Annotated in this window: 23 protein-coding genes and 1 pseudogene; 18 read left to right on the top strand and 6 right to left on the bottom strand. The window is 62.8% G+C overall.

Annotated elements, in window-relative coordinates; all coding sequences use genetic code 11:
* Window positions 1–3 precede the first annotated feature (3 nt).
* Genes GBJ34_RS19270 through GBJ34_RS19260 form a run of 3 tightly spaced genes read right to left on the bottom strand, consistent with a single transcriptional unit; the run spans window position 4 to window position 2,662 of the window.
* The gene (locus tag GBJ34_RS19270; RefSeq protein WP_151720806.1) at window positions 4–819 is read right to left on the bottom strand and encodes a CbbQ/NirQ/NorQ/GpvN family protein; all 816 of its coding nucleotides are present in this window, start codon (window positions 817–819) and stop codon (window positions 4–6) included.
* 4 nt (window positions 820–823) lie between these two features.
* Window positions 824–2,197, bottom strand: a complete 1,374-nt coding sequence (locus tag GBJ34_RS19265) for a cbb3-type cytochrome c oxidase subunit I (protein ID WP_151720805.1) — start codon at window positions 2,195–2,197, stop codon at window positions 824–826.
* A 12-nt stretch (window positions 2,198–2,209) separates the two neighbouring features.
* Entirely contained in the window at window positions 2,210–2,662 is a 453-nt protein-coding gene (locus tag GBJ34_RS19260; RefSeq protein ID WP_151720804.1) for a c-type cytochrome, read from the bottom strand.
* Between the two features lie 140 nt (window positions 2,663–2,802).
* Between GBJ34_RS19260 and GBJ34_RS19255 the strand changes: the two genes are divergently transcribed.
* Window positions 2,803–3,063 (top strand): hypothetical protein, encoded by a 261-nt coding sequence (locus tag GBJ34_RS19255; protein ID WP_151720803.1) that lies wholly within the window; start codon window positions 2,803–2,805, stop codon window positions 3,061–3,063.
* Here the strand turns inward: GBJ34_RS19255 and GBJ34_RS19250 are convergent.
* Window positions 3,055–3,495, bottom strand: coding sequence for an NnrS family protein (locus tag GBJ34_RS19250; protein WP_151720802.1), 441 nt, complete (start codon window positions 3,493–3,495; stop codon window positions 3,055–3,057). The two genes, GBJ34_RS19255 and GBJ34_RS19250, sit on opposite strands and share 9 nt — an antisense overlap.
* 11 nt (window positions 3,496–3,506) lie before the next feature.
* Between GBJ34_RS19250 and GBJ34_RS19245 the strand changes: the two genes are divergently transcribed.
* The 8 genes from GBJ34_RS19245 to GBJ34_RS19210 all read left to right on the top strand — a co-directional run bounded on the left by GBJ34_RS19245 (window position 3,507) and on the right by GBJ34_RS19210 (window position 13,246).
* Window positions 3,507–4,103 (top strand): U32 family peptidase, encoded by a 597-nt coding sequence (locus tag GBJ34_RS19245; RefSeq protein ID WP_151720801.1) that lies wholly within the window; start codon window positions 3,507–3,509, stop codon window positions 4,101–4,103.
* A gap of 449 nt (window positions 4,104–4,552) precedes the next feature.
* Window positions 4,553–6,766 (top strand): NosR/NirI family protein, encoded by a 2,214-nt coding sequence (locus GBJ34_RS19240; protein ID WP_151720800.1) that lies wholly within the window; start codon window positions 4,553–4,555, stop codon window positions 6,764–6,766.
* A gap of 17 nt (window positions 6,767–6,783) precedes the next feature.
* On the top strand, window positions 6,784–8,727 hold the full coding sequence (gene nosZ / locus GBJ34_RS19235; protein ID WP_151720799.1) for a TAT-dependent nitrous-oxide reductase: 1,944 nt from the start codon (window positions 6,784–6,786) through the stop codon (window positions 8,725–8,727).
* 4 nt (window positions 8,728–8,731) lie between these two features.
* On the top strand, window positions 8,732–10,060 hold the full coding sequence (locus GBJ34_RS19230) for a nitrous oxide reductase family maturation protein NosD (protein ID WP_151720798.1): 1,329 nt from the start codon (window positions 8,732–8,734) through the stop codon (window positions 10,058–10,060).
* Window positions 10,026–10,925 carry an ABC transporter ATP-binding protein gene (locus tag GBJ34_RS19225; protein ID WP_151720797.1) on the top strand — a complete coding sequence of 300 codons (900 nt, stop codon included), beginning with the start codon at window positions 10,026–10,028 and terminating at the stop codon, window positions 10,923–10,925. Before GBJ34_RS19230 ends, GBJ34_RS19225 begins: the two co-directional genes overlap by 35 nt.
* Window positions 10,922–11,743, top strand: coding sequence for an ABC transporter permease (locus GBJ34_RS19220; RefSeq protein ID WP_151720796.1), 822 nt, complete (start codon window positions 10,922–10,924; stop codon window positions 11,741–11,743). Before GBJ34_RS19225 ends, GBJ34_RS19220 begins: the two co-directional genes overlap by 4 nt.
* Window positions 11,740–12,321 carry a nitrous oxide reductase accessory protein NosL gene (locus tag GBJ34_RS19215; RefSeq protein ID WP_151720795.1) on the top strand — a complete coding sequence of 194 codons (582 nt, stop codon included), beginning with the start codon at window positions 11,740–11,742 and terminating at the stop codon, window positions 12,319–12,321. Before GBJ34_RS19220 ends, GBJ34_RS19215 begins: the two co-directional genes overlap by 4 nt.
* Before the next feature lie 10 nt (window positions 12,322–12,331).
* Window positions 12,332–13,246 carry an FAD:protein FMN transferase gene (locus GBJ34_RS19210; protein ID WP_151720794.1) on the top strand — a complete coding sequence of 305 codons (915 nt, stop codon included), beginning with the start codon at window positions 12,332–12,334 and terminating at the stop codon, window positions 13,244–13,246.
* 88 nt (window positions 13,247–13,334) lie between these two features.
* Here the strand turns inward: GBJ34_RS19210 and GBJ34_RS19205 are convergent.
* Both GBJ34_RS19205 and GBJ34_RS19195 read right to left on the bottom strand, forming a co-directional pair.
* A pseudogene (locus GBJ34_RS19205) lies at window positions 13,335–14,288 on the bottom strand (IS481 family transposase); the annotation flags it as partial.
* 57 nt (window positions 14,289–14,345) lie between these two features.
* Complete coding sequence (locus GBJ34_RS19195; RefSeq protein WP_151720793.1) at window positions 14,346–15,113, bottom strand: DeoR/GlpR family DNA-binding transcription regulator; 768 nt, start codon at window positions 15,111–15,113, stop codon at window positions 14,346–14,348.
* A 257-nt stretch (window positions 15,114–15,370) separates the two neighbouring features.
* Between GBJ34_RS19195 and glpD the strand changes: the two genes are divergently transcribed.
* From glpD to GBJ34_RS19150, 9 genes are all read left to right on the top strand, one after another.
* On the top strand, window positions 15,371–16,966 hold the full coding sequence (glpD, locus tag GBJ34_RS19190; protein ID WP_020952556.1) for a glycerol-3-phosphate dehydrogenase: 1,596 nt from the start codon (window positions 15,371–15,373) through the stop codon (window positions 16,964–16,966).
* A gap of 60 nt (window positions 16,967–17,026) precedes the next feature.
* A complete protein-coding gene (locus GBJ34_RS19185) occupies window positions 17,027–18,115 on the top strand; it encodes an ABC transporter ATP-binding protein (RefSeq protein WP_020952557.1) in 1,089 nt (362 codons plus the stop codon).
* 3 nt (window positions 18,116–18,118) lie between these two features.
* Window positions 18,119–19,204, top strand: coding sequence for an ABC transporter ATP-binding protein (locus GBJ34_RS19180; RefSeq protein WP_020952558.1), 1,086 nt, complete (start codon window positions 18,119–18,121; stop codon window positions 19,202–19,204).
* Window positions 19,204–20,073: a carbohydrate ABC transporter permease gene (locus tag GBJ34_RS19175; RefSeq protein ID WP_151720792.1), complete on the top strand. Its 870-nt coding sequence runs from the start codon at window positions 19,204–19,206 to the stop codon at window positions 20,071–20,073. The genes GBJ34_RS19180 and GBJ34_RS19175 overlap by 1 nt, the downstream gene beginning before the upstream one ends.
* Window positions 20,073–20,876, top strand: coding sequence for a carbohydrate ABC transporter permease (locus tag GBJ34_RS19170; protein ID WP_020952560.1), 804 nt, complete (start codon window positions 20,073–20,075; stop codon window positions 20,874–20,876). Before GBJ34_RS19175 ends, GBJ34_RS19170 begins: the two co-directional genes overlap by 1 nt.
* A complete protein-coding gene (locus GBJ34_RS19165) occupies window positions 20,876–21,301 on the top strand; it encodes a DUF2160 domain-containing protein (protein ID WP_020952561.1) in 426 nt (141 codons plus the stop codon). Before GBJ34_RS19170 ends, GBJ34_RS19165 begins: the two co-directional genes overlap by 1 nt.
* Before the next feature lie 64 nt (window positions 21,302–21,365).
* The gene (locus GBJ34_RS19160; protein WP_020952562.1) at window positions 21,366–23,087 is read left to right on the top strand and encodes an ABC transporter substrate-binding protein; all 1,722 of its coding nucleotides are present in this window, start codon (window positions 21,366–21,368) and stop codon (window positions 23,085–23,087) included.
* Between the two features lie 68 nt (window positions 23,088–23,155).
* Entirely contained in the window at window positions 23,156–24,643 is a 1,488-nt protein-coding gene (gene glpK / locus GBJ34_RS19155) for a glycerol kinase GlpK (RefSeq protein WP_020952563.1), read from the top strand.
* On the top strand, window positions 24,640–25,224 hold the full coding sequence (locus GBJ34_RS19150) for an iron-containing alcohol dehydrogenase (RefSeq protein ID WP_226341284.1): 585 nt from the start codon (window positions 24,640–24,642) through the stop codon (window positions 25,222–25,224). Before glpK ends, GBJ34_RS19150 begins: the two co-directional genes overlap by 4 nt.
* The last annotated feature ends 38 nt before the right edge of the window (window positions 25,225–25,262 follow it).

Below are 25,262 nucleotides of genomic sequence, written 5' to 3'. Positions count from 1 at the left end.
GCCTTACCCCATTACCGCCACGACCAGATCCATCAGCCCGCGGCGGGTGTCGGCATCGTCGGTCAGGGGTTCAATCATCGCGGCGCGGATAGCGCGGTTCAGATCCATGCCGCCTGCAATCAGCGTCGCGGCATAGACGACAAGGCGGGTGGAGACGCCCTCCTCCAGGTCCTGTCCCTTGAGGCCGCGCAGCTTGCCCGCGAGCCGCACCAGCAGCGAGACGCGTCCCTCATCCAGCCCGCTTTCGCGGATCACAACGGGGATTTCGTGCTCTGGCTTCGGGAAGGTAAATTCGACCGACAGGAAGCGCTGCCGGGTCGAGGGTTTCAGTGTTTTCAGGATATTCTGGTAACCGGGGTTATAGCTTGCCACCAGCATGAAGCCCGGTGCTGCCTGCAATTCCTCGCCCGTTCGGTCGATCGGCAGGATGCGGCGGTCATCGGTCAGCGGGTGGAGGACCACAGCCACATCCTTCCGCGCCTCGACCACCTCGTCCAGGTAGCAGATCGCACCCTCGCGGACGGCACGGGTCAGGGGGCCGTCAACCCAGACCGTCTCGCCGCCTTTCAAAAGATACCGCCCGATCAGGTCGGCGGCGGAAAGATCGTCATGGCAGGCCACGGTGTAAAGCGGGCGGGCCAGCTGCGCGGCCATATGGGCGACGAAGCGGGTCTTGCCGCAGCCGGTCGGGCCTTTCAGTAAAAGCGGCAGGCGGTTGGTATAGGCAGCGGTGAAGACATCGCATTCATCGCCCTGCGCGAGGTAGAAGGGGGCCGGAGCCCCCTCCCCATTGATATTGGCCATCAGATTTCCGTCCATGGGATCACTCCGCTGCATGCTTGATGACGGGGCCGGGTTCGATCACCTCGCGGCGGCGCGGGACAAGCAGGGCGTAGATCAGGATATAGACCCCGATCACCACCGCGACGCCCGAGCCAAGCCGCATCCAGTAGAAGAGCGCGATCTGGTCCTGGACCTCCATGTAATACTGGCCCATGACGCGTTGCAGATGGGTCTGGATGGTGCCCGCAAAGGTCAGCACGAAAGTCATGAAGACCATCCCCGCCGACATCAGCCAGAAGCCAACCATGTTCAGCACCTGGTTATAGGGGTCACGCTGTTTCAGGATCGGCAGCGCATAGGTGAAGAGCGCGAGGTTGACGCAGACATAGGCGCCGTAGAAGGCAAGGTGCCCGTGGGCCGCCGTCACCTGCGTGCCGTGGGTGTAATAATTCACCCCGTGCAGCGTATGCAGGAAGCCCCAGACGCCCGCGCCGAAGAAGGCGAGAACCGCGCAGCCGAGGCTCCACAGGAGGGCTGCCTTGTTCGGGTGATCGCGCCGCCCCTTCCAGACCATCACGAAGGCGAAGGCCATCATCGCGAAGAAGGGCACGACCTCAAAGGACGAGAAGATCGAGCCGATCCATTGCCAATAGGCGGGCATCCCGATCCAGAAATAGTGGTGGCCGGTGCCGAGGATACCGGAGAAAAGCGCCGTGGCAACAATGACATAGAGCCATTTCTCGACGACCTCACGGTCCACCCCCGTCAGCTTCAGCATCAGGAAGCCGAGGATCGAGGCCATGATCAGCTCCCACACACCTTCCACCCAGAGGTGAACCACGTTCCACCAGTATTGCTTGTCGAGCGCCAGGTTGTCGGGGTTGTAGAAGGAAAAGAGGAAGAGAAGCGCCAGCCCCCAGAGCCCGATCAGCAGGATCGAGGAGATCACCGTCTTGCGGCCTTTGGCGACCGTCATGGTGACGTTCCACAGAAAGATGAGTGCGGCGACAACGATGCCGACCTTGACCCAGCGGGGCTGTTCAAGGAACTCGCGCCCCTCACGCCCCAGCAGGAAATTCCCTTCAAAGAGGTTAAAGAGATAGGTGACGACCACACCCGCTGTGCCCAGCACAAGAATGGCGAGCTGGATATAGGCGGCCTTGACGGAGTGAATTTCGCGTTCGGCCTCTTCCGGGATCAGGAAGTAAGCCGCGCCGAAAAAGCCGGTCAGAAGCCAGACGATCAGCGAATTGGTGTGCAGCATCCGCGCCACCGAGAAGGGCAGCACTTCGGCGAGGAAATTCGGCTGGACATAGATATAGCCCAGCACGACGCCCATCGTCACCTGCACGGCGAAAAGGGCCAGCGCGACCAGGATATAGGCCAGCGCGATCTTTTGGGATTGGTATTTCATGTGCTTGGCTCCTTAACCGGCATCATTCGGGGGCCAGCCCTGGGTGTTGATCTTGCCCGTCCACAGAAGGAAATCGGTCAGCCCCTGAATGTCTTCATCCGAGAGGTTGAATTGCGGCATCTGGCGGCGGCCCTCGACGCCGGAGGGTTGGGCCTCCATCCAGCCTTTCATGGTCTCGAACGCGGCTTCGGGATCGTCCTGGACGCCCCAGCGGGCCATGACATTGCCGACCTCCGGGGCGAAATAGGCGCCTTCCCCGAGGATCGAATGGCAATTCACGCAGGCTTTCTTTTCCCAGACGTGTTTGCCGCGCGCGACGGATTCGGTGATCCCGGCGTGGTCGGTCGAGACATTGACGATGTACCAATGGCCATGGATGAAAAGGCCGATGAAGATGAGGATGAAGAACAGGGACCCGCCGTAAAAGATATTCCGGGCCATGCTCTTCGTCAGGACTTCGCGCATGGCGAGGGTCTCCCGGAGCTGTTGGCGATGGCTCCGGCTTGCGCCCCCTGCGCGAGTCTCTCCTTAACAAAAGTCAAGGATACGGGATTTCGCGCGTGGCAAAACCGGGCGGAAGGAAGATGTCAGCAAAGGCGGCCAGAATGGGACAGGAAACCAGCCAGAGATCCGCCCCATACTGGAGCGCGGGAAAGCTCGCCATTCTGCTCTACATCTTTGCAGCGGCGGCGGTGGCGATCAATCTCTTCATGCTGGGGCTGTTGTTGCAGGTCTTCGGCTTCACCGCGCTGCCGCCGGTGACCGCGCTGATCGCAGCGGGGCCACTCGGGGTGCCGGCAGCCTGGGCCGCGGGGCGATGGGTGCGTCATCTGCTGGATGAGGCGGACCAGAAGCCTTCAGTGTAGCTGTTCAAGCGTATTCCCGTCGCGTATGGCGGGCCAGTAATCCCAAACCCACAAGAGAAACGCCGCAGCCCAGGCCAGCGCCGAAGCCGCGTGTAAAGGGCCGGGCGGCCAGGGTATCAGCCCCATCTCGGGCAACACGCGCAGGCAGGTGGCGAGCGCGATCAGCGCGAATGCCGCCCTGGTGCGGCGCGAAAACCCGAGACCCTGGCCGGTGTGAAACCGCCCCGCAATGGCCAGAACCGCCAGCACACCAAGACCAAGGCCGCCCATCACCACCAGATGCAACGCCGCCACCTCAGACCAGGGAGCGCCAAGTCGTGCAGCCCCAAGCGCCAGCATCCCCAGCCCGGAAAACCCCGTCGCCGCCATCAGCCCGAGTATCTCGCACCGCATTCCTGCGCGGCCGATGAAACCTTCGGCCATCCGCTCCATGAACGCAGCCCTTGCAGCACCTGCCAGAGGGCGCGCCCTTCCAGGTCGGCCCCACCGTGAATGTCTATAACGAAGGCACGCTGCAATGGCTGGCCCGCAAAGGCGCGACCCGCATCTGCCTGCCCCCGGAACTGCCGCTGGCATCGGTCGCGGTGCTGGCCCGCGCGGGTCGTGACGCAGGCGTGGCCATCGAGGTCTGGGGCCATGGCCGCGCGCCGCTGGCGATCTCGGGGCGCTGCTATCACGCCCGGCTGCATGACCGGATCAAGGATGCCTGCCTCTTCGTCTGCGGCGAAGATCCCGACGGGCGCGAAGTGCAGACGCTGGATGGCACCACCTTCCTCACCATCAACGGGGTGCAGACGCTGGGACACGCCCATACCACCGTGGCAAACCAGATCACGGCATTGCGCGAGGCGGGGGTGACCGCGCTGCGCCTCTCGCCGCAGATCGGGAATTTTCCAGAAATTGTCGATATTTATGCCCGGGCCACCTGCGCGGAACTTCCGCCCGCCGCTGCCCTGGCAGAGCTGCACCGACAGATGCCCGGCGCGGTCTTCGCCGATGGGTTCCTTGCCGGAACCACGGGAATGCGTGCGCCTGTCTGAAATGCATCACCTCTTTGATCTGGCGCAAAGACTCCCCCTCCCCCTCGGCCTATCCTATTCACCATGTCCTGCCGCCTCTCCCCTCTCTGGCTCCGTCTTTCCGCCACGATCCTCGTGGCGCTGAGCCTCGTGGTGGCAGGCCAGGCGAGGGCCGCGATGCCCTTCAGCGGCCCCCTGATGGCGGTCGAAATCTGCCATGATGCGCAGGTCACCACCGTCTGGCTTGATGCCGATGGCAAAGAACATCCCGCCCCGCAGGACTGCCGCGATTGCTGCCTTTGCGCCCTGCCTGTGCCGGTTCTTTCCAGCTCCGCAGGGGGCGCAGCGCCGCATGAGATTACCCCCACAGCCGCGTCGTGTCTGACAGAGCGCCCCGGCACGACCCTGCGGGATCATCAGAGCCCGCATGCCCGCGGCCCCCCAATGTCCCAATCCCAAAGAGCCAGCGCATGACCGCCCGCCGCCCGTTCCTCAGCCTTATCCTGCTCCTCGCCTGTTTGCTGCTGCCGCTCCCGCTGGCGGCGCAGACCGTGCTCTCAAAACTGCTTCCCGATCAGAGTGCCGCCGATCTGGTGCCAGGTGCCGATGCCTTCGGCCCGATCAGCGCGGACCTCGCAGTTGCCCCGGTGCTGAAGGGCGGCGAGACCCTGGCCTGGGCCTTTGTCACCTCGGATTTCGTCGGCACCACCGGCTATTCGGGGAAGCCGATCCACACGCTGGTCGCGCTGGACAAGGACGCCAAAATCGCCGGTGTGAAGCTGGTGAAACATTCCGAGCCGATCGTGCTGATCGGCATTCCCGAGGCGAAGATCCAGGCGATGGTCGATGGCTATCTGGGCCTCGATCTCGTTGCCGAGGCGAAATCCGGTGGCACCGGCCATGAGGTCGAGATCATCTCGGGCGCCACCGTCACCGTGATGGTGATCGACGATTCCATCATCCGCTCGGGGCTGAAAGTGGCGCGTGGGCTTGGCCTTGGCGGCCTGGCACCCGAGGCCGCAGCGCAAGGCCCGCGCTTCGAGATCAACCCCGATGCGCCGGTTCCCTCCGGTTGGTCAGAGATGGAGGGAGACGGCACCCTGCGCCGCCTGTCGCTCGATGTCGGCCAGATCAATGCGGCTTTCGCGGCCAATCCCGATCCGCGCGCCGCTGAACGCGCCCTGACCGAGGCCCCCGCCACCACCTTTATCGAGATGCAGACCGCGCTCGTTTCCGTGCCCGCCATTGGCGAGGCGCTTTTGGGCGGGGCCGCCGATACCAATCTGAAAAACTGGCTGAAAGAGGGCGATCACGCCATCGCCGTGGTCGGTCGCGGCATCTACAGCTTCAAGGGTTCGGGCTATGTGCGCGGCGGCATCTTTGACCGTATCGTGCTGATCCAGGACGATATTTCCGTGCGCTTCCGCGACCGCGACCATAAGCGGATCAATGCGATCACCGCCGATGGCGCGCCGGAATTTGCCGAGATGGACCTATTCCGCATCCCCGCCGACTCGGGCTTTGATGCGACGAAACCCTTCCGCATCCAGCTGCTGGTGCAGCGCGCGGTCGGGCCGGTGGAGAAGGTGTTCCAGACCTTTGATCTGGGCTATCAGCTGCCCGCCGCCTATCTGCGCAGCCTTGCGCCCCCCGCGCCGCCGCCGGAAGTCGCGCAGGTCACGGACCGCGATGAGGCCCAGGCGCAGTCAGACCTGTGGAAACGCATCTGGCTGTCATCAAAGCTGGAAATCACCGTCCTCGGCGTGATGCTTCTGGTGCTGACCGGCGTCTTCTTCTTCCAGAGCTTCGCCGTCCGCAATGAGCGCCGTTTCTACATCTTCCGCATGGGCTTCCTCACCGTCACGCTGGTCTTCCTCGGCTGGTATGCCAATGCGCAGCTGTCTGTCGTGAACCTGATGGCGCTGTTTGGCAGCCTCGTCAGCGGCTTCAGCTGGCAGGCGTTTCTCCTCAGCCCGCTGACCTTCATCCTGTGGTTTGCGGTCGCCGCTGCGCTTTTGTTCTGGGGGCGCGGCGCCTATTGCGGCTGGCTTTGCCCCTTTGGCGCGCTGCAGGAGCTGACGAACCAGATCGCGCGCAAGCTGCGCATCCCGCAATGGACCCTGCCCTGGGGCCTGCATGAACGCCTCTGGCCGATCAAATACATGATCTTCCTCGGGCTGTTCGGGGTGTCGCTGATGAGCATCGACCAGGCCGAACACCTGGCCGAGGTAGAGCCATTCAAGACCGCGATCATCCTGAAATTCATCCGCGCCTGGCCCTTCGTGGCCTATGCCGCCGCCCTGCTGATAGCCGGTCTGTTCGTGGAACGCTTCTACTGCCGCTATCTCTGCCCGCTGGGCGCGGCGCTGGCCATCCCGGCGCGGCTCAGGATGTTCGACTGGCTGAAACGCTACCACGAATGCGGCAACCCCTGTCAGACCTGCGCCAGGCAATGCCCGGTGCAATCGATCCACCCGACCGGAGAGATCAACCCGAATGAATGCATCAACTGCCTTCATTGCCAGGTCCTTTACCAGTCGGAAACCACCTGCCCTGTCGTGATCAAGAAGCTGAAACGGCGGGAAAAACTTGCGGAAAGCACGCCGCCCGATCTGGGCGCGAAACTCGGCAGGCCACCTGCCGGTCACCCGAATGCGGCCCGCGCAACCCCATCTGAAGTCTGATCGAAAGGAACCCGATCATGGATAAGACCGAACAAAAAGGCCTCAGCCGCCGCTCGCTCTTTGGCGCGACCGCAGGCTCTGTGGCACTGGCAGGATCGCTGCCGGGACGGCTGGCGCTTGGCATCGGCGGCATCGGCGCGGTCACGGCTGCGACCTCGGGCGCGGCGCTGGCGGCAGGGGCCGATGGCTCCATCGCGCCGGGCCAGCTCGATGATTACTACGGCTTCTGGTCCTCGGGCCAGGCGGGCGAATTGCGCATCCTCGGCATCCCCTCGATGCGCGAGCTGATGCGGGTGCCGGTCTTCAACCGCTGTTCGGCCACCGGCTGGGGCCAGACCAATGAATCGCTGCATATCCACCAGCGCACCATGAGCGAGAAGACCAAAAAGCACCTCGCGGCGAACGGCAAGAAGATCCATGACAATGGCGATCTTCACCACGTCCATATGTCCTTTACCGAAGGGAAATATGACGGCCGTTTCCTCTTCATGAACGACAAGGCCAATACCCGCGTGGCGCGGGTGCGTTGTGACGTGATGAAGACCGATGCGATCCTGGAGATTCCGAACGCCAAGGGGATCCACGGTCTGCGCCCGCAGAAATGGCCGCGCTCGAACTATGTCTTCTGCAATGGCGAAGACGAGGCACCGCTGATCAATGACGGCTCGACCATGCGCGATGTGTCGACCTATGTGAACATCTTCACCGCCGTTGATGCCGATGCCTGGCAGGTCGCCTGGCAGGTCCAGGTCTCGGGCAATCTCGACAATTGCGATGCCGATTACACAGGCAAATGGGCCTTCTCGACCTCCTATAACTCGGAAATGGGCATGACGCTCGCCGAGATGACCGAATCCGAGATGGACCATGTCGTCGTCTTCAATATCGAAGAGATCGAGAAAGCCATCGCCGCCGGTCAGTATCAGGAAATCAACGGCGTGAAGGTTGTCGATGGCCGCAAAGAGGCCAAATCGCAATTCACCCGTTACATCCCGATCGCCAATAACCCGCATGGCTGCAATATGGCGCCCGATAAAAAGCACCTATGCATCGCGGGCAAGCTGTCGCCCACGGTCACGGTGCTGGATGTCACCAAATTCGACGCGCTGTTCTCGGAAAATGCCGAGCCGCGTTCCGCCGTTGTGGCCGAACCCGAGGTGGGTCTTGGCCCGCTGCACACCGCCTTTGACGGGCGCGGCAATGCCTATACCTCGCTCTTCCTCGACAGCCAGGTGGTGAAGTGGAACATCGAAGACGCCATCCGTGCCTATAACGGCGAGAAGGTCGATCCGATCAAACACAAGCTGGATGTGCATTATCAGCCCGGCCACCTGAAAACGGTGATGGGCGAGACGCTCGATGCCACCAATGACTGGATGGTGTGCCTGTGCAAATTCTCGAAAGACCGCTTCCTGAATGTGGGGCCGCTGAAGGCCGAGAATGACCAGCTGATCGACATCTCCGGCGATGAGATGAAGCTGGTGCATGACGGCCCGACCTTCGCCGAACCCCATGACGCGATTGCGGTCCACCCCTCGATCATGTCGGGGATCAAATCGGTCTGGGAACGCCAGGACCCGATGTGGGCCGAGACCCGCAAACAGGCCGAGGCGGATGGGATCAATCTCGACGACTGGTGCGAAACCGTGATCCGCGATGGCAATAAGGTGCGGGTCTATATGTCCTCGGTCGCGCCCTCCTTCTCGCTGGAGGAGTTCACCGTTCAGGAGGGCGATGAGGTCACTGTCATCGTCACCAATATGGATGAGATTGACGATCTGACCCACGGCTTCACCATGGGCAACCATGGCGTCGCGATGGAGGTGGGGCCGCAACAGACCTCTTCCGTCACCTTCGTCGCCGCCAATGCCGGCGTCTACTGGTATTATTGCCAGTGGTTCTGCCACGCCCTCCATATGGAGATGCGCGGCCGGATGTTCGTCGAGCCGAAAAAGGGCTGATCCGATGCGCCTCGCGGCCCTCTGCCTTGCCCTCCTTCTCGCCCTGCCCGCGCTTGCGGCAGAGCGTGAGGTCGTGCCCGGTCCGGGCCGCCTGGCGCAAGCCATCGCCGGGGCTGACCCCGGCGATGTGCTGATCCTGCAGGACGGCGCCTATCCGGGCCCCGTCATCATTGACCGCGCCCTGACGATCCGAGGCCCGGCAGCTGCGGTGATCGACGGCAGCGGCCAAGGCACTGTCATCACCATTACCGCCGCCGATGTGGTGCTTAAGGGCTTCTCGGTCACCGCGTCGGGCAGCGTGAATGAAGACCTCGATGCCGGGGTGAAGATCCTGAAAGGCGCCGACCGGGTGCAGATCCTCGGCCTGACGCTTTACGACAATATGCACGGCATCGACGTGCATGGCGGACGCGATGCTCAGGTGATCGGCAACCATATCACCGGCCGCCAGAACCACCGCATGAATGAGCGCGGCAACGGCATCTATGTCTGGAACAGCCCCGGCACGCTGCTCGACGGCAACGAGATCCGCTATGGCCGGGACGGCATATTCTCGAACGCCAGCGCGTCGAGCATCTACCGGGGCAACATCATGCGCGACCTGCGGTTCGCGGTGCATTTCATGTATACGCAAAGGACCGAAGTGTCCGGCAATATCTCGATCGGCAACCATCTCGGCTTTGCGATCATGTTCTCGGATCGCACGAAGATCCTGAACAATCTCAGCCTTGGCGACCGCGAACACGGGCTGATGCTGAACTACGCCAATAATGCCGATGTGACCGGCAATCTGATCCGGGGCGGCACGAAGAAATGCCTCTTCATCTATAATGCCCATAAGAACCTGATCTGGGCAAACCGCTTTCAGGGCTGCGGCATCGGCATCCATTTCACCGCCGGCTCCGAGCGCAACGTGCTGACCGGAAACGCTTTCATCGGCAATCAGAACCAGGTGAAATATGTCGGCACCCGTTTCATGGAATGGAGCCATGAGGGGCGCGGCAATTTCTGGTCCGACCATCCCGCCTATGATCTGAACGGCGATGGTATCGCCGATGGCAGCTACCGCCCCAATGATCTGATGGACCATATCCTCTGGTCCACCCCTTCCGCAGCCCTGCTGACCGGCTCCCCCGCCGTGCAGCTGATAAGGTGGGGCCAGTCGAGCTTTCCCGCCACCATGCCCGGCGGCGTGACCGACAGCGCGCCCCTGATGCTGCCGCTGACCATCCCCGTCCCCCCCGCCATCGCGGCAACGGAAACCGCCGTCGCAGGCCGCTGGACCACTGGAAATTACGATGACATCGACCCTGACGATCTCACATCTCACTAAACGCTTCGGCCCGGTCGCGGCGCTCACGGATGTCTCGCTGACGGTCGCCCCCGGCCAGCGCGTGGCGCTGCTTGGCCATAATGGCGCGGGCAAATCGACGATGATGAAGATCATCCTCGGGCTGATCCCGGCCAGCGAAGGCGAGATCTCGGTCTGCGGCTCGGCCCCCGGATCGGCGCAGGCGCGCGCCCAGGTGGCCTATCTGCCGGAAAACGCCGCATTCCACCCGGCTTTGACTGGCGAGGAACAGCTGCGCCACTACCTGCGCCTGCGGGGCGAGGCCCCGGGCCAGGCGCAGGACCTATTGGCCCGCGTTGGGTTGCGTGACGCCGCGAAGCGCCGGATCGGCACATATTCCAAGGGGATGCGCCAGCGCGTCGGCCTCGCGCAGACCCTGATCGGCCACCCGCGCCTGCTGGTGCTGGACGAACCGACCTCCGGACTCGATCCGGTCTCACGCCGTGATTTCTACGCGCTTCTCGATGGGCTGGCGGCGGAGGGCGCGTCGATCCTTTTGTCTTCCCATGTGCTGACCGAGGTCGAGGCCCGCACCGATCAGATCCTGATCCTCGCGAAAGGCAGGATCGAGGCCGCAGGCACGCTAGCCGATCTGCGCCGCCAGGCGGAGCTGCCGGTATCCTTCACCCTGACCCCGGCAGAGGGCTATGCGGAGAGCCTGATGGAATCCCTCACCGGGGCGCAGCTCCTATCCTCCGGCCAGATCCAGATCAGTTGCCGCCAGGAGGAGAAACTCGCGCTTCTCAAACGCATCACCGGCTTTGGCCCAAGGATCACCGATCTCGACGTGACGCCGCCGAGCCTTGAAGACATCTATTCCCATTTCAGCCGGAGGACCGGGCAATGAGGCGCATCCTCTCGACCGCAGGGATCGAATTCCGCATCGCTTTGCGCAACCGCTGGGTGGCGATTGCGACCGGGCTGATGGTGCTGTTTGCGCTGGTTCTTGCCGCCGCAGGGGCCGCGCCGACGGGAGATGTCGGCGTTGACCGGCTGTCGATCACCGTGGTCTCGCTGACCTCACTTGCGGTCTATCTGGTGCCGCTGCTGGCACTTTTGATGAGTTTCGACGCCGTTGCGGGAGAGGTCGAGCGCGGCACCTTGCCGCTCTTGCTGACCTATCCCGTGTCGCGCGCCGGTGTCCTTGCGGGCAAGCTGCTGGCGCATGTGGTGATCCTCGGGATCGCCGTTACGCTCGGCTATGGTGCGGCGGCGATGGCGGCGTTCTGGACCGACCCGGATGCGGCACGCGGCCTGCCCGCGCTGATCCGGCTGATCTGGACCTCGGTGCTTTTGGGCGCGACCTTCCTCGGGTTTGGCTATCTGCTCTCGTCGCTGTCGCGCCGCCCGTCTGGTGCTGCGGGCCTTGCCATCGGGCTGTGGCTGGCGCTCGTCGTGCTTTATGACCTCGGGCTACTGGCGCTGGTCGTCTCTGGCGCGGGCGGGGGCTTCGCCACCGGGGCACTGCCTGCGCTCTTGCTCGCCAACCCCGCCGATGCCTTCCGCCTCTTCAACCTCGCCGCCGCAGACTCTGTCGGCGCGGCGGGTGGGATGGGGGGCGCTGCCGCCTCGATCCCGCTCTGGCAATCGGCGCTGTCATTGGCGCTCTGGCCCTTCGCTGCCCTTATCCTTGCCGTAGCCGCCTTCAGAAAGATCACGCCATGATCCGTCTTGCCCCCGCGTTCCTGCTGGCCGTGTCCCTTACCCTCAGCGCCTGCAAGGAAGAGGTCGCGCAGGATCTGACCCCGGTCGATATGACCGCCGAGACGCTGGGTCATTTCTGCCAGATGAACCTGCTGGAACACCCCGGTCCAAAGGCCCAGATCCATCTTGAGGGCCAGCCCGGCACGCCGCTTTACTTCAGTCAGGTGCGCGACGCGATCGCCTACCTGCGGATGCCCGAGCAAAACCTCCCGACACTGGCGATTTACGTCAATGACATGGGCGCAGCCGGTGCGACCTGGGAGGTTCCGGGCAAGGGCAACTGGATCGCCGCCGATGCAGCGTTTTATGTACTGGGATCCGCGCGCGAGGGCGGCATGGGCGCGCCCGAAACTGTGCCCTTTTCCAGCCGCGATGCCGCAGAAGCCTTTGCCAAAGCCGAGGGCGGCGCAGTGCTGACCCTCACCGAGATCCCCGATGACGCGGTACTGGCCCCGGTCGAAATGGCCCCGGACCTGAACACAGCCGAGGACGGTGAGGATGACTTTGCCGACCGCCTGCGCGCCATCCACGAACATTGAAGGCATAGCCATGTCCCTGAGCCGCCGCCGTTTCATTGCCATCTCCGCCGCTGCCGCCAGTCTGCCCGCCGCCCTCGCCGCGCGGCCCGAGCTGCATTGGGCAGGCCAGGCGCTAGGCGCACGTGCTTCGATCCGGATCGACCATCCCGAGGCAGAGGCGATCACCGCCCGCTGCCTGAGCGAGATCGACCGACTGGAAAACATCCTCAGCCTCTACCGCTCTGACAGCGCCCTCTCACGGCTGAACCGCGAGGGGAGGCTTGATGCGCCGCCGTTCGAGCTCCTCGACTGCCTCGCCCAGGCGCAGGCGGTTCACCGGGCCAGCGGCGGGCGCTTTGACGTGACGCTGCAACCCTTATGGGCGCTCTGGGCCGAGGCTGCGACCGGAGGCCGCCGCCCGACGCTTCTCGAACGCCGACACGCCCTGGCGCTGGCTGGCATGGAGCGGGTGGAGATCACATCTGAACGGATCAGCCTCGTCCCCGGCATGGCCGTCACGCTGAACGGCATCGGCCAGGGCTATGTCGCCGACCGGGTGGCCGCGCTGCTGGAGGCCGAAGGGCTGACCAATATCCTGATCGACACCGGAGAACACCGCGCATTGGGCCCGCGCCCCGATGGCAACGCCTGGCCGATCCGGGCGCCTGGCCGTGATGCCACGATCCCGCTGACCGCCCGCGCGCTGGCGACATCAGCCCCGCTTGGCACCACATTCGACGCGGCGGGCCGGGATGGTCACATCCTTGATCCAGGGACCGGAGCGCCTTCGGCATCGACACTGGCAAGCATATCCATCTCGGCCCCGACCGCCGCGCTTGCGGATGCGCTGGCGACTGCGGCCTGCCTGACCGAAGATGAAGGCGATCTGGCGACTATGCTGGCGGCCTTCCCGGATTGCCGGGCAGAGGCCGCATTATGGAGCTGATCTTGCAGAGTTTTCTCTGCCACATGCGCCCCCGCGCCAAGAGGTCGCAGGCGGATATGTTGAAATTGCCCGCGCCTCTGGCGTAGGTGTTCAGTCCCGGCATCTGGTGGATCGGGTTTAGGATGAATCTGTCAGGCTCTGATGTCCAGATCTTGCAGATGTATTCGTATGGGGTGTGTCCGCTGAGTGTCTTTAGCCTTCGAGCGAAGTTGTAGGCTGCCATGAAGTCCGTCAGATGTGCTCGCAGCTGGTCGTGGCTGTCGTAGTGGAAACGCTTCACGGTGGCCTCCTTGATCGTGCGGTTCATCCGTTCGACCTGTCCGTTGGTCCATGGGTGATTAGGCTTGGTCAGCCTGTGCTCGATCCCGTTTGCCTCACAAATCATGTCGAAGCGCATCGGCCGGGAATAGACGGTGTTCCTGTTCCGAGGCTGCTCTGCGAACTGCATGCCGTTGTCGGTGAGAATGGTGTGAACCTGGTAGGGCACGGCCTCGAGCATATGCTGAAGGAATTCCCAGGCTGTCTTCCTGTCAGCTTTATCGACGAGTTGGGTCACGGCGAACTTGCTCGTGCGGTCGATGCCGACGAACAAATATAGCTTGCCTTCAGCGGTCTGCACCTCGGCGATGTCGATGTGGAAGAAGCCGATCGGGTAGCGTTTGAACTTCGACCGCTTCGGCTTGTCGCCCTCCATATCAGGCAGGCGCGAGATGCCGTGGCGCTGCAGGCAGCGGTGCAGCGCGGATCGGGTCAGATGGGGAATGGATGGCTGCAGGGCGTAAAGGCAGTCATCCAATGGCAGCAGCGTATGGCGTCGGAATGCTACGACCATTGCTTCTTCCGCCTCGGTTAGGACAGTGGATCGCGGCTCCGAAGGCCCCGTCTTCATATCCTCGACGGTCGCCCGCTTGCGCCACTTCGCAACGGTCTTGGGATTGATGCCCAACTCACGGCTCAACTGCGCGAGCGAAGCTTGCGATCGCTGTATTGCTGCTCTGACGGCGTGCGTGGTCGTGGCGCTGCCATGACGAATTTGCCCCATAGGGCGTCCTTCCATTCCAGAGAAAGGATCGCACCATCAAACCGTGGGATCAAACACCTAGCCGTGATCGCAGATTCGAACACTGGTTCTCCACTCTGCACAACGCTCGCTCAGCGGCTCGGGCAGCGCATGATCGCAGAACAATATGTCGATCTCCGCCAGGCTGGCGATTCGCGCCGGTGCGGAGCGGCCAAGCTTGCTGTAATCGGTCACCAGAAAAGCCTGTCTTGCCTGTTTCAGAATGGCACGGCTTACCCTGACCTCGGCCAGATCATAGTCAAGAAGATCACCGTCCAGGTCCATCGCAGACGTGCCGATCACCGCGTAATCGACCTTGAATTGCTCAATGAACTGGGTGGCCAACTCTCCCACCAGCCCGCCATCCGAGCGTCGCAGAGCTCCGCCGGCTACCATGATCTCACAGCCCGGATTGTCCGCAAGAATATTGGCAACATTCATGTTGTTCGTAATCACCGTGATGTTCTGGTGATGAATCAGCGCGCGCGCCACGGCCTCGGTCGTCGTGCCGAGATTCAGGATCAGGCTGGAATTCTCAGGTATCGCTGCGGCACAGGCGGTGGCGATTGCTGCCTTTGCCCCGGAATTCATCTTCCTTCGCGCCTCATAGCCCAGATTGACCATGCCGGTCCGGGGCACAGCACCACCATGCACGCGTTCAAGCAGGCCGGCCTCAGCCAATTCGCCGAGATCACGGCGGATGGTCTGCAATGTCACCTCGAATCGGTGGGCGAGGTCTTCGACAAGAACCCTGCCTTCGGCACGGGCAAGTTCGAGAATCTGGTTCTGGCGGACGCTGGGGATCATGGCCTCCTCTCCCGTGCGGGTTCGCGTCATGTTCGCTTTTGCTCGGTTTCCTGCGGATTTTACGCAACGAGCCCGCGCCTGCAAGGCGGCAATTTCCCTCACTTTCTTTGGATTTGGTTCGCTTTCTTGCCGCATTGCAGAACCAAGCATTCGTTTTTCATAATAACGAAAGCTAAACGAAAATCGTTCTTGACCGACCTCGCGAAGCTGTTACTCGTAAGAAAGCACGGAAGACGCAAAGCGAAGGGAGGGGTCGCATGGCATCGACAGAGTCTGACATGGCAGATCTCTTCGTCATCGGCGGCGGCATCAATGGCTGCGGGATTTCCCGCGATGCGGCCGGGCGCGGGCTTTCGGTTATTCTGGCCGAGCAGGGCGATCTTGCCCAGGCGACCTCTTCGGCCTCGACCAAGATGTTCCATGGCGGGCTGCGCTATCTGGAATATTTCGAATTCCATCTGGTGCGCGAGGCGCTGAAAGAGCGCGAGACGCTGCTGGCCGCCATGCCGCATATCAGCTGGCCGATGCGGTTCGTGCTGCCCTACAGCCCGGGGATGCGGTTCGAAAGTGAAACGCCGACCTCGCGGCTGCTGGGGGTGGTGATGCCCTGGATGAAGGGGCGCCGCCCGGCCTGGCTGATCCGGCTTGGCCTGTTCCTCTATGACACGCTGGGTGGGCGTAAAATCCTGCCGGGCACTAGCAAGCTTGATCTGAACACCGATCCAGCCGGGCGTTGGCTGAAGCCGGGCTTCGGCCTTGCCTGGGAATATTCCGATTGCTGGGTGCAGGATTCCCGGCTTGTCGTGCTTAATGCCCGCGATGCCGAGGCGCGTGGCGCAACGATCCTGACCCGGACACGGGTGGTCTCGGCCACGCGCAACGGCAGGTACTGGGACATCGTCACCGAAGGCGAGGGCGGGCGGAAGACCTGGCGCGCCCGTGGCCTAGTGAATGCGGGCGGACCCTGGGTCGAGGATATCATCCGCAACGTGGCCTGTGTGCCCTCGACCGAAGGGGTGCGGCTGGTGCGGGGCAGTCATATCGTCACCCGCAGGCTTTACGATCATGACCGCTGTTATTTCTTTCAGGGCAGCGACGGGCGGATCATTTTCGCCATTCCTTACGAGGACGATTTTACCTTGATCGGCACCACCGACAAGGACCATCAGGGCAGCCCGCTTGACGCCCGCTGCACCGATGAGGAACGCGATTACCTCTGTGCCTTTGCCAGCCAATATTTCGCGAAGCCGGTCACGGCGGAGGATGTGGTCTGGAGCTATTCCGGCGTCCGCCCGCTTTACAATGACGGGGCGAAATCGGCGACGGCGGCGACGCGGGAATATGTGCTCAGCCTGGATGATGGTGCCGGCCATGACGAGGCGCCGCTGCTGAATGTGTTCGGTGGCAAGATCACCACCTATCGCCGCCTGGCCGAGAACGCGCTGGCAAAGCTCGCCGGTCATTTTCCGCAGGCCGGCGCAAACTGGACGGCGGGCGTGGCGCTGCCGGGCGGGGATTTCCCACATGACGGCGTGGCAGATCTGCGGCTCAGGCTTGGCAGCGCCTATCCGTTCCTGACCGGCGCGCAGGTCATACGGCTGGTCCGCACGTATGGGACCGACAGTTTCGCCCTTCTGGGCGAAGCGAAGGCATGGGCGGATCTGGGCCCTGATTTCGGCGCCGGCCTGACCGGGGCAGAGGTCGACTGGCTGATGCGCCGCGAATTTGCCCGGAGCGCCGAGGATGTGCTTTGGCGCCGCACGCGGCTTGGACTGCATATGAATGAAGAAGATGTCGCGGCGCTTGCATCCTGGATGGAGCGCGCGAAACGTCGGGAAGTTCCGGCGGCCTGAGAAAGGGATCGGGCGCGGAAGCCGGAAGAGGGGCGACCGCTGGCCTGAAGGGGAGGATGGATGACACTGGAACTGCAAGGCATGTCGCGGCAGGTGGGCGGGCGGATCCATATCCACCCCACCAGCCTGACATTGCAAAAGGGCACGATGAATGTCCTGCTGGGGCCGACGCTTTCGGGCAAGACCAGCCTGATGCGGTTGATGGCGGGGCTGGATCGCCCAGATGCCGGACGCATTCTGTGGAACGGCCAGGATGTGACCGGCCAGCGCGTCCAGGATCGCGGCGTGGCGATGGTCTATCAGCAGTTCATCAACTATCCCGGCCTGACGGTTTACGAGAACATCGCCTCGCCGCTGCGCATCCTGGGCCGGCCAAAGGCCGAGATCGACCGCCAGGTGCAGGAAACCGCCGCCATGCTGCGCTTGACGCCGATGCTGGGCCGCAAGCCGCTCGAGCTTTCGGGCGGCCAGCAGCAGCGCTGCGCACTGGCGCGCGCTCTGGTCAAGGGCGCGGGACTAGTCTTGCTCGACGAGCCGCTGGCGAACCTCGACTACAAGCTGCGCGAGGAGCTGCGCGTCGAGATCCCCCGTATTTTCGAGGCTTCGGGTGCGATCTTTGTCTATGCTACCACGGAACCCGAAGAGGCGCTGCTTCTGGGGGGGCATACCGCGACCATGTGGGAAGGCCGTGTCACCCAGTTCGGTCCGACGCCGCAGGTCTATCGCCAGCCGGTCGATGCCACCACGGCACGGGTCTTTTCCGATCCGCCGATGAATTTCCTGCCGGTGGTAAAACAAGGCAACCGGCTGACCTTCGGCGAAACCGCCCATGCCCCGGTCGACGGAGGTCTGGCCACACTGCCCGACGGGAACTACATGGCGGGTTTCCGCGCCGATCATCTGTTTCTGCGCCGGCATTCCGCATCATCGGTCGGCCTGACCGCGCGCCTTGCGGTGTCTGAGATCACCGGATCGGAGACCTTCCTTCATCTCGACAATGGCTCTGATCGCTGGGTCGGCCTGGTCGAGGGCGTCCAGAATCTGGAACCCGGGACCGATCTGCAGGTCTGGCTCGACCCCGCCCATGTATATCTGTTCGACACCGAAGGTCGGCTCGCCGCGCCTGCGGCCTATGCAAAGGCGGCCTGACCCATGGCAGAGATCACGCTGAAAAATCTGGCACACAGCTATCTTGCCAACCCGACCTCGGATGCGGATTACGCGCTGAAAGAGATGGATCATATCTGGCAGGATGGCGGCGCCTATGCGCTGCTCGGGTCCTCGGGCTGCGGCAAGACCACGCTTCTGAACATCATCTCGGGGCTGATCCGCCCCAGCCATGGAAGGGTGCTGTTTGGCGGGCGCGATGTGACCGATGCCGCCACCGCCGAGCGCAATATCGCGCAAGTGTTCCAGTTTCCGGTCGTCTACGACACCATGACCGTGCGCGACAACCTGGCTTTCCCGCTGCGCAATCGCGGCATGGATGCGGGTTACATCAAAGCCCGCGTCGATCAGATCGCGCAGATGATCGGTATGGAGGCGATGCTGTCGAAAAAGGCGCGCGGTCTGGGCGCCGATGCGAAACAGAAGATCAGTCTTGGCCGGGGTATGGTGCGCGAAGACGTGAACGCGATCCTGTTTGACGAGCCGCTGACGGTGATCGACCCACATATGAAATGGGAGCTGCGCACCCAGCTGAAACAGCTGCACCGCGAGTTCGGCCATACGATGATCTATGTCACCCATGACCAGACCGAGGCGCTGACCTTCGCCGATAAGGTGGTGATCATGTACGACGGCCGCGTCGTGCAGATGGGCACGCCGGAAGAGCTGTACGAGGCGCCGGCCCATACTTTCGTGGGTTACTTCATCGGCTCGCCGGGGATGAACTTCTTCGATGCCGAGGTCTCGGGCAATCGCGCCACGCTGCCGGACGGCACTATGATTGCGCTCGGCGCCGATTACGCGCCGATCTCTGGCCAGATCGGCATCCGGCCGGAATATGTCGGGCTGACGGATGAGGGCGGGCTGCCGCTGACCATCCACAGGATCGAAGATGTCGGCCGTCACCGCCTGATCCGCGGCGAGGTTCTGGGTAAACCGCTGAATGTGGTGGTGCCCGAAGGCCAGGCGGTTGCTGCTTTGCCGCGCGTCGCCTTCGCCCCGGACAAGATCAATATCTATGCGAATGAATGGCGGGTTGCTCCGCGTGGTCCTGCGGAAAGGGCGGCCTGATGGAAAAGACGCAGAACAACCGCGCCTGGCTCTTGGTGATCCCGGTTCTGGTGCTGGTCGCCTTTTCGGCGGTGATCCCGCTGATGACGGTGGTGAACTACGCCTTCAACGATACGTTCGGGAACAATGATTTCTTCTGGGCGGGTCTGGAATGGTTCGACGAGATGATCCATTCCGAACGCCTGCACGGCGCGCTTGGCCGTCAGGCGATGTTCTCGGCGATCATCCTGGCGATTGAGGTGCCTCTGGGGATTTTCGTCGCGCTGAACATGCCGAAAAAGGGATTCTGGGCCTCGTTTTGCCTCGTGCTGATGGCGCTGCCGCTGCTGATCCCGTTCAACGTGGTCGGTACGATCTGGCAGATCTTCGGCCGGGTGGATATCGGCCTTCTGGGCAGGACGCTGGCTGGACTGGGCGTCGACTACAATTACACCAATGACCCGATCGACGCCTGGGCCACGGTCATCGTGATGGATGTCTGGCACTGGACCTCGCTCGTTGCACTGCTGTGCTATGCCGGGCTGCAATCCATTCCGCAGGCCTATTACCAGGCGGCAAAGATTGACCAGGCCTCCCGCTGGGCGGTGTTCCGCTACATCGAACTCCCCAAGATGCAGGGCGTGCTGCTGATCGCGGTGCTGCTCAGGTTCATGGACAGTTTCATGATCTATACCGAGCCCTTCGTTGTCACCGGCGGCGGCCCGGGCAATTCGACCACCTTCCTGTCGATTGACCTCGTGAAGATGGCGGTGGGGCAGTTCGACCTCGGCCCGGCTGCGGCCTTCAGCCTGATGTATTTCCTCGTGATCCTGCTCGTCTCCTGGGTGTTCTACACCGTGATGACCAATATGGACAAGGAGGCGAAGTAATGCGGATCAAATCCTCTGCAATCGTCATGGCGCTTTATCTGCTCTTCTTGCTGATCCCGATCTACTGGCTCGTGAACATGAGCTTCAAAACAAATGCCGAGATCACCGGCGCCTTCACCCTGTTCCCAGCGGACTTCACGCTCCGCAATTACACGGTGATCCTGACCGACCCGAGCTGGTATATGGGTTACGTCAATTCGATCATCTATGTGGTGATGAATACCGCGATCTCGATCTCGGTGGCGCTGCCGGCGGCCTATGCCTTCTCGCGCTACAGCTTCATGGGCGACAAGCATCTATTCTTCTGGCTGCTGACGAACCGGATGGCGCCGCCTGCGGTTTTCGCGCTGCCATTCTTCCAGCTCTATTCCTCGGTCGGGCTGTTCGACACCCATATCGCAGTGGCACTAGCGCATTGCCTCTTCAATGTCCCGCTGGCGGTCTGGATTCTTGAGGGCTTCATGCGCGGCGTGCCGAAAGAAATCGACGAAACTGCCTATATCGACGGCTATTCCTTCCCGCGCTTCTTCGTGAAGATCTTCATGCCTCTGATCGCGTCGGGCATCGGGGTCGCGGCTTTCTTCTGCTTCATGTTCTCCTGGGTAGAGCTTTTGCTGTCTCGCACCCTGACTTCGGTGAACGCCAAACCCATCGCTGCGACCATGACGCGCACGGTTTCCGCCTCGGGGATGGACTGGGGCGTGCTCGCCGCCGCCGGGGTACTGACCATCGTTCCGGGCGCTTTGGTGATCTGGTTTGTCCGCAACTACATCGCCAAGGGCTTTGCCCTGGGGAGGGTCTGATGAGCACCGCTACCCAATTCGCGCCGCGCCGCGCCAACTGGACCCTGATCACGCTGACCGTCGTCCTGCTCCTGGGTGCCGCGCTGGCTTTCCTGATCTGGGCCACGCCGGTGCGCGACGGTGCAAAGGCCTGGACCGACCCGATGATCCGGGGCGGCTGGATGGCCTGGACCTTCCCGGTGGCGCTCTTCTTCTGGTGCATCGCGAGCCTGCTCGTGACCTTCACCATCCTCGCGATCCGTTTCCCGGAAACCCCGCGCAAAGGGTTTCTGCAGATCGAGACCACGCGCGGCGACCGGCTGTTCATTACCCTGCTGGGTTCGGCTTTCATCTGCCTGATCTGGCTGTTCTTCCTGGGGACACCCGTGTGGTGGGCCCTGGTCCTTTGCCCTTTCTACGCCGCAGCGGTGTTCCGCTGGGTCTGAGTACCCCGTCTCCCGGAATGATCCGGGCCGGGCAAACTGACAAGCATTCTCAGGGAGGAGAAGCATGAGACTGAAAAACACAACCACCGCCATGGCGCTTGCGCTGATGGTCTTCGGCGCACCCGCCTGGGCGGACATGGACGCCGCAAAGAAGTTCCTCGACGCCGAGATCGGCGATTTGTCGTCGCTCTCCCGCGCCGATCAGGAGGCCGAGATGCAATGGTTCATCGACGCCGCCAAACCGCTGGCCGGGATGGAAATCAAGGTCGTCTCGGAAACCATCACCACCCATGAATATGAAGCGAAGGTGCTTGCCCCGGCTTTCACCGCGATCACCGGGATCAAGATCACCCATGACCTGATCGGCGAGGGTGATGTCGTCGAAAAGCTGCAGACCCAGATGCAGACCGGCGAAAACATCTATGACGGCTATATCAATGACTCGGACCTGATCGGCACCCACTGGCGCTACAAGCAGGCCCGCAGCCTGACGAAATGGATGGAGGGCGACGGCAAGGCCTTTACCAACCCAGGGCTTGATCTGAACGACTTCATCGGGATCAAATTCACCACCGCCCCGGATGGGGAGCTGTATCAGCTGCCCGACCAGCAATTCGCCAACCTCTACTGGTTCCGCTATGACTGGTTCAACGATCAGAAAACAAAAGACGATTTCAAGGCCAAATACGGCTATGATCTGGGCGTTCCGGTCAACTGGTCGGCCTATGAAGACATCGCCGAATTCTTTACCGGCCGCGATATGTCCTATATCGAGGGCGGCCCCGCCAAGGCCTGGGGCAATATGGACTACGGCAAGAAAGACCCGAGCCTCGGCTGGCGTTACACCGATGCCTGGCTCTCGATGGCCGGCGGCGGCGACAAGGGCGAGCCGAACGGATTGCCGGTCGATGAATGGGGTATTCGGGTCGACGAAAACAGCCGTCCGGTCGGTTCTTGCGTGGCCCGCGGTGGTGCGACCAATGACGCCGCAGCAGTCTATGCTGTGACCAAAGCGGTTGAATGGCTGCAGAAATACACTCCGCCGGAAGCGCAAGGCATGACCTTCGGTGAGGCCGGCCCGGTTCCTGCGCGTGGTGACATCGCACAGCAGATGTTCTGGTACACCGCTTTCACCGCCGACATGGTCAAACCCGGCACCCCGGTGATGAATGAGGATGGCACGCCGAAATGGCGTATGGCCCCCAGCCCGCATGGCGCCTATTGGTCTGAAGGCACCAAGATCGGCTACCAGGATGTGGGCTCCTGGACGCTGATGGAATCCACCCCGGTTGACCGGGCACAGGCCGCCTGGCTCTATGCACAATTCGTCAACTCGAAGACGGTCGATGTGAAAAAATCGCATGTCGGTTTGACCTTCATCCGTGAATCCACGATCCTGGACGAAAGCTTCACCGAGCGGGCTCCGCAACTCGGTGGCCTGATCGAGTTCTATCGCAGCCCGGCCCGTGTGGCATGGTCGCCCACTGGCACCAATATTCCTGACTATCCTAAGCTGGCTCAGCTGTGGTGGCAGAATATCGGCGATGCGATGTCGGGCGCGAAAACGCCGCAGGAAGCCCTCGACAGCCTCTGCGCCGAACAGGAACGTGTGCTGGAACGCCTCGAGCGAGCCGGTGTCCAGGGCGATCTGGGCCCGAAGATGAACGAACCGAAGGACCCGCAGGAATGGCTTGATGCCCCGGGCGCGCCGGTGGCGAAGCTGGAAAACGAAAAGCCTGCGGGCGAGACGGTTTCCTATGATGAGCTGATCAAGTCCTGGCAGTAAACTGACCTGTGGCCGGGCGGCGTAACTTGCCGCCCGGCCTTTCTTCCGCAATCGAGGAATCCCGAGCGATGTCCCATATTCTTGCCATAGATCAGGGGACGACTTCGTCGCGGGCAATCCTCTTCGATCAGGCGCTGAAGCCTGTTACCTCGGCGCAGGAGGAATTCCCCCAGTACTACCCGGCTTCGGGCTGGGTCGAACATGATCCCGCCGATCTCTGGGCCACCGTCGCCGGCACCGCCCGCGCCGCGATCGAGCGCGCCGGTATCGGCGCGGAGGATATCGCCGCCATCGGCATCACCAATCAGCGCGAGACCACCCTGCTCTGGGACCGGTCCACCGGCCAACCGCTTCACAATGCGATTGTCTGGCAGGACCGCCGCACCGCGAGCCTCTGTACCGCGCTGAAAGAGGCCGGGCATGAGCCGATGATCACCGCCCGCACCGGCCTGCTGCTCGACCCCTATTTCTCGGGGACCAAACTAAAATGGCTGCTCGACACGGTTGGGGGCGCCCGCGACCGCGCGCGGCGTGGCGAGCTGGCCTTTGGCACGGTCGACACCTGGCTGATGTGGAACCTGACCGGCGGGCGCGTGCATGCGACGGATGCCACCAATGCGGCCCGCACCATGCTATACAACATCGCCGAAAACCGCTGGGATGACGAAATCCTTGCGCTTCTCGACATCCCGGCCGCGCTCTTGCCCGAGGTGAGGGATTGCGCCGCCGATTTCGGGGTGACGCGGGCCGATCTTTTCGGGCGCGAGATCCCGATCCTGGGCGTCGCGGGCGATCAGCAGGCGGCGACCGTGGGTCAGGCCTGTTTCCATCCCAGCATGATGAAATCCACCTATGGCACCGGATGCTTTGCGCTTCTTAATACCGGCGATCAGATGGTGCCGTCGCAGAACCGTCTGTTGACCACCATCGCCTATCGACTGAACGGGCAGACGACCTATGCGCTGGAAGGCTCGATCTTCATCGCAGGGGCGGTGGTGCAATGGCTGCGCGACGGGCTGCAGATCATCCGCTCCGCCGCTGAGACACAGGGCCTCGCGGAACGCGCCGATCCTGCGCAGGAGGTGATCCTGGTTCCGGCCTTCACTGGCCTCGGTGCGCCCTGGTGGCGACCGGAAGTGCGGGGCGCGATCTACGGTCTGACTCGCAATTCCGGCCCCGCCGAATTTGCCCGCGCGGCGCTTCAAAGCGTCGGCTACCAGACCCGCGATCTGCTGGAGGCGATGCGCGCCGACTGGGGCGCTGCGGGCGACGGAGTGCTGCGGGTCGATGGCGGTATGGTGGCCAGCGACTGGGCGATGCAGTTCCTCTCCGATATTCTCGGCGCGCCGGTGGACCGGCCTTCGGTCACGGAGACTACGGCGCTTGGCGTGGCCTATCTGGCGGGCCTGCAGGCCGGCCTGCAACCCCCGCCCGAAGATTTCGCAAACAACTGGGCGCTTGAGCGGCGCTTTGTGCCTGGCATGGACCCCGGCCTGCGAGAGAAGAAATATGCCGCCTGGAAACGTGCGGTCGCGGCCACGATGGCCGCCGCATGATGCCCGCTTTCTCCGTAGCGTTGCCCGGGCAGGTCCTGTTTGGCCGTGGCGAGGCCACAAAGGCTCCGGCCCTGACCCGCAGCTTTGGCGAAAAGGTGCTGGTGGTGCATGGCCGCGACGCCGCGCGCGTCGGCTGGTTGCTTGCGGAGCTTGCCGGCAGTGAAATCCGCACGATGCGCTGCGCCGCTGAGCCGACCCTTGCCATGATCGAGGCCGCCCTGGGAGAGCTTGCAGGGTTCCGGCCCGATGTTGTGGTCGGGATCGGCGGGGGGGCGGTGCTTGACATGGCCAAGGCGCTGGCGGCGCTGATCCCGGCACCGGGGGGCCCGATGGACCATCTGGAAGTGGTCGGGCGCGGCCTACCACTGGCGCTGCCGGCGTTACCTGTCATCGCCCTGCCGACGACAGCCGGTACCGGGGCCGAGGCAACAAGGAACGCTGTGCTTGGATTGCCCGACCATGGGCGCAAGGTCTCGCTGCGCGACCGAGGCATGTTGCCGCGCATTGCGATCGTAGATCCCGCTGTCGCGTTGCCTTTAAAACCGGCACACGGCGCGTTGGGCAGCGTTTGTTGCCCTTAAATGGGACATTCAGACGCCAGCTCGTCGGAGTTTTTCCC

The sequence above is a fragment of the Gemmobacter serpentinus genome (assembly GCF_008973825.1).
GTDB lineage: Bacteria > Pseudomonadota > Alphaproteobacteria > Rhodobacterales > Rhodobacteraceae > Gemmobacter > Gemmobacter serpentinus.
The sequence above is the reverse complement of the archived record's forward strand: the minus strand, read 5'-3'. Positions and strand labels throughout refer to the sequence as shown.

Excerpts from the sequence above, each read along its gene's own strand:
- glpK (WP_020952563.1), top strand. The coding sequence starts at position 23,156 with ATGTCCCATATTCTTGCCATAGATCAGGGGACGACTTCGTCGCGGGCA.
- GBJ34_RS19270 (WP_151720806.1), bottom strand. The coding sequence starts at position 819 with ATGGACGGAAATCTGATGGCCAATATCAATGGGGAGGGGGCTCCGGCC.
- GBJ34_RS19165 (WP_020952561.1), top strand. The coding sequence starts at position 20,876 with ATGAGCACCGCTACCCAATTCGCGCCGCGCCGCGCCAACTGGACCCTG.
- GBJ34_RS19175 (WP_151720792.1), top strand. The coding sequence starts at position 19,204 with ATGGAAAAGACGCAGAACAACCGCGCCTGGCTCTTGGTGATCCCGGTT.
- GBJ34_RS19225 (WP_151720797.1), top strand. The coding sequence starts at position 10,026 with ATGACATCGACCCTGACGATCTCACATCTCACTAAACGCTTCGGCCCG.
- GBJ34_RS19195 (WP_151720793.1), bottom strand. The coding sequence starts at position 15,113 with ATGATCCCCAGCGTCCGCCAGAACCAGATTCTCGAACTTGCCCGTGCC.
- glpD (WP_020952556.1), top strand. The coding sequence starts at position 15,371 with ATGGCATCGACAGAGTCTGACATGGCAGATCTCTTCGTCATCGGCGGC.
- GBJ34_RS19250 (WP_151720802.1), bottom strand. The coding sequence starts at position 3,495 with ATGGAGCGGATGGCCGAAGGTTTCATCGGCCGCGCAGGAATGCGGTGC.
- GBJ34_RS19180 (WP_020952558.1), top strand. The coding sequence starts at position 18,119 with ATGGCAGAGATCACGCTGAAAAATCTGGCACACAGCTATCTTGCCAAC.
- GBJ34_RS19170 (WP_020952560.1), top strand. The coding sequence starts at position 20,073 with ATGCGGATCAAATCCTCTGCAATCGTCATGGCGCTTTATCTGCTCTTC.
- GBJ34_RS19260 (WP_151720804.1), bottom strand. The coding sequence starts at position 2,662 with ATGCGCGAAGTCCTGACGAAGAGCATGGCCCGGAATATCTTTTACGGC.
- GBJ34_RS19160 (WP_020952562.1), top strand. The coding sequence starts at position 21,366 with ATGAGACTGAAAAACACAACCACCGCCATGGCGCTTGCGCTGATGGTC.
- GBJ34_RS19150 (WP_226341284.1), top strand. The coding sequence starts at position 24,640 with ATGATGCCCGCTTTCTCCGTAGCGTTGCCCGGGCAGGTCCTGTTTGGC.
- GBJ34_RS19220 (WP_151720796.1), top strand. The coding sequence starts at position 10,922 with ATGAGGCGCATCCTCTCGACCGCAGGGATCGAATTCCGCATCGCTTTG.
- GBJ34_RS19215 (WP_151720795.1), top strand. The coding sequence starts at position 11,740 with ATGATCCGTCTTGCCCCCGCGTTCCTGCTGGCCGTGTCCCTTACCCTC.
- GBJ34_RS19255 (WP_151720803.1), top strand. The coding sequence starts at position 2,803 with ATGGGACAGGAAACCAGCCAGAGATCCGCCCCATACTGGAGCGCGGGA.
- GBJ34_RS19210 (WP_151720794.1), top strand. The coding sequence starts at position 12,332 with ATGTCCCTGAGCCGCCGCCGTTTCATTGCCATCTCCGCCGCTGCCGCC.
- GBJ34_RS19265 (WP_151720805.1), bottom strand. The coding sequence starts at position 2,197 with ATGAAATACCAATCCCAAAAGATCGCGCTGGCCTATATCCTGGTCGCG.
- nosZ (WP_151720799.1), top strand. The coding sequence starts at position 6,784 with ATGGATAAGACCGAACAAAAAGGCCTCAGCCGCCGCTCGCTCTTTGGC.
- GBJ34_RS19185 (WP_020952557.1), top strand. The coding sequence starts at position 17,027 with ATGACACTGGAACTGCAAGGCATGTCGCGGCAGGTGGGCGGGCGGATC.
- GBJ34_RS19230 (WP_151720798.1), top strand. The coding sequence starts at position 8,732 with ATGCGCCTCGCGGCCCTCTGCCTTGCCCTCCTTCTCGCCCTGCCCGCG.
- GBJ34_RS19240 (WP_151720800.1), top strand. The coding sequence starts at position 4,553 with ATGACCGCCCGCCGCCCGTTCCTCAGCCTTATCCTGCTCCTCGCCTGT.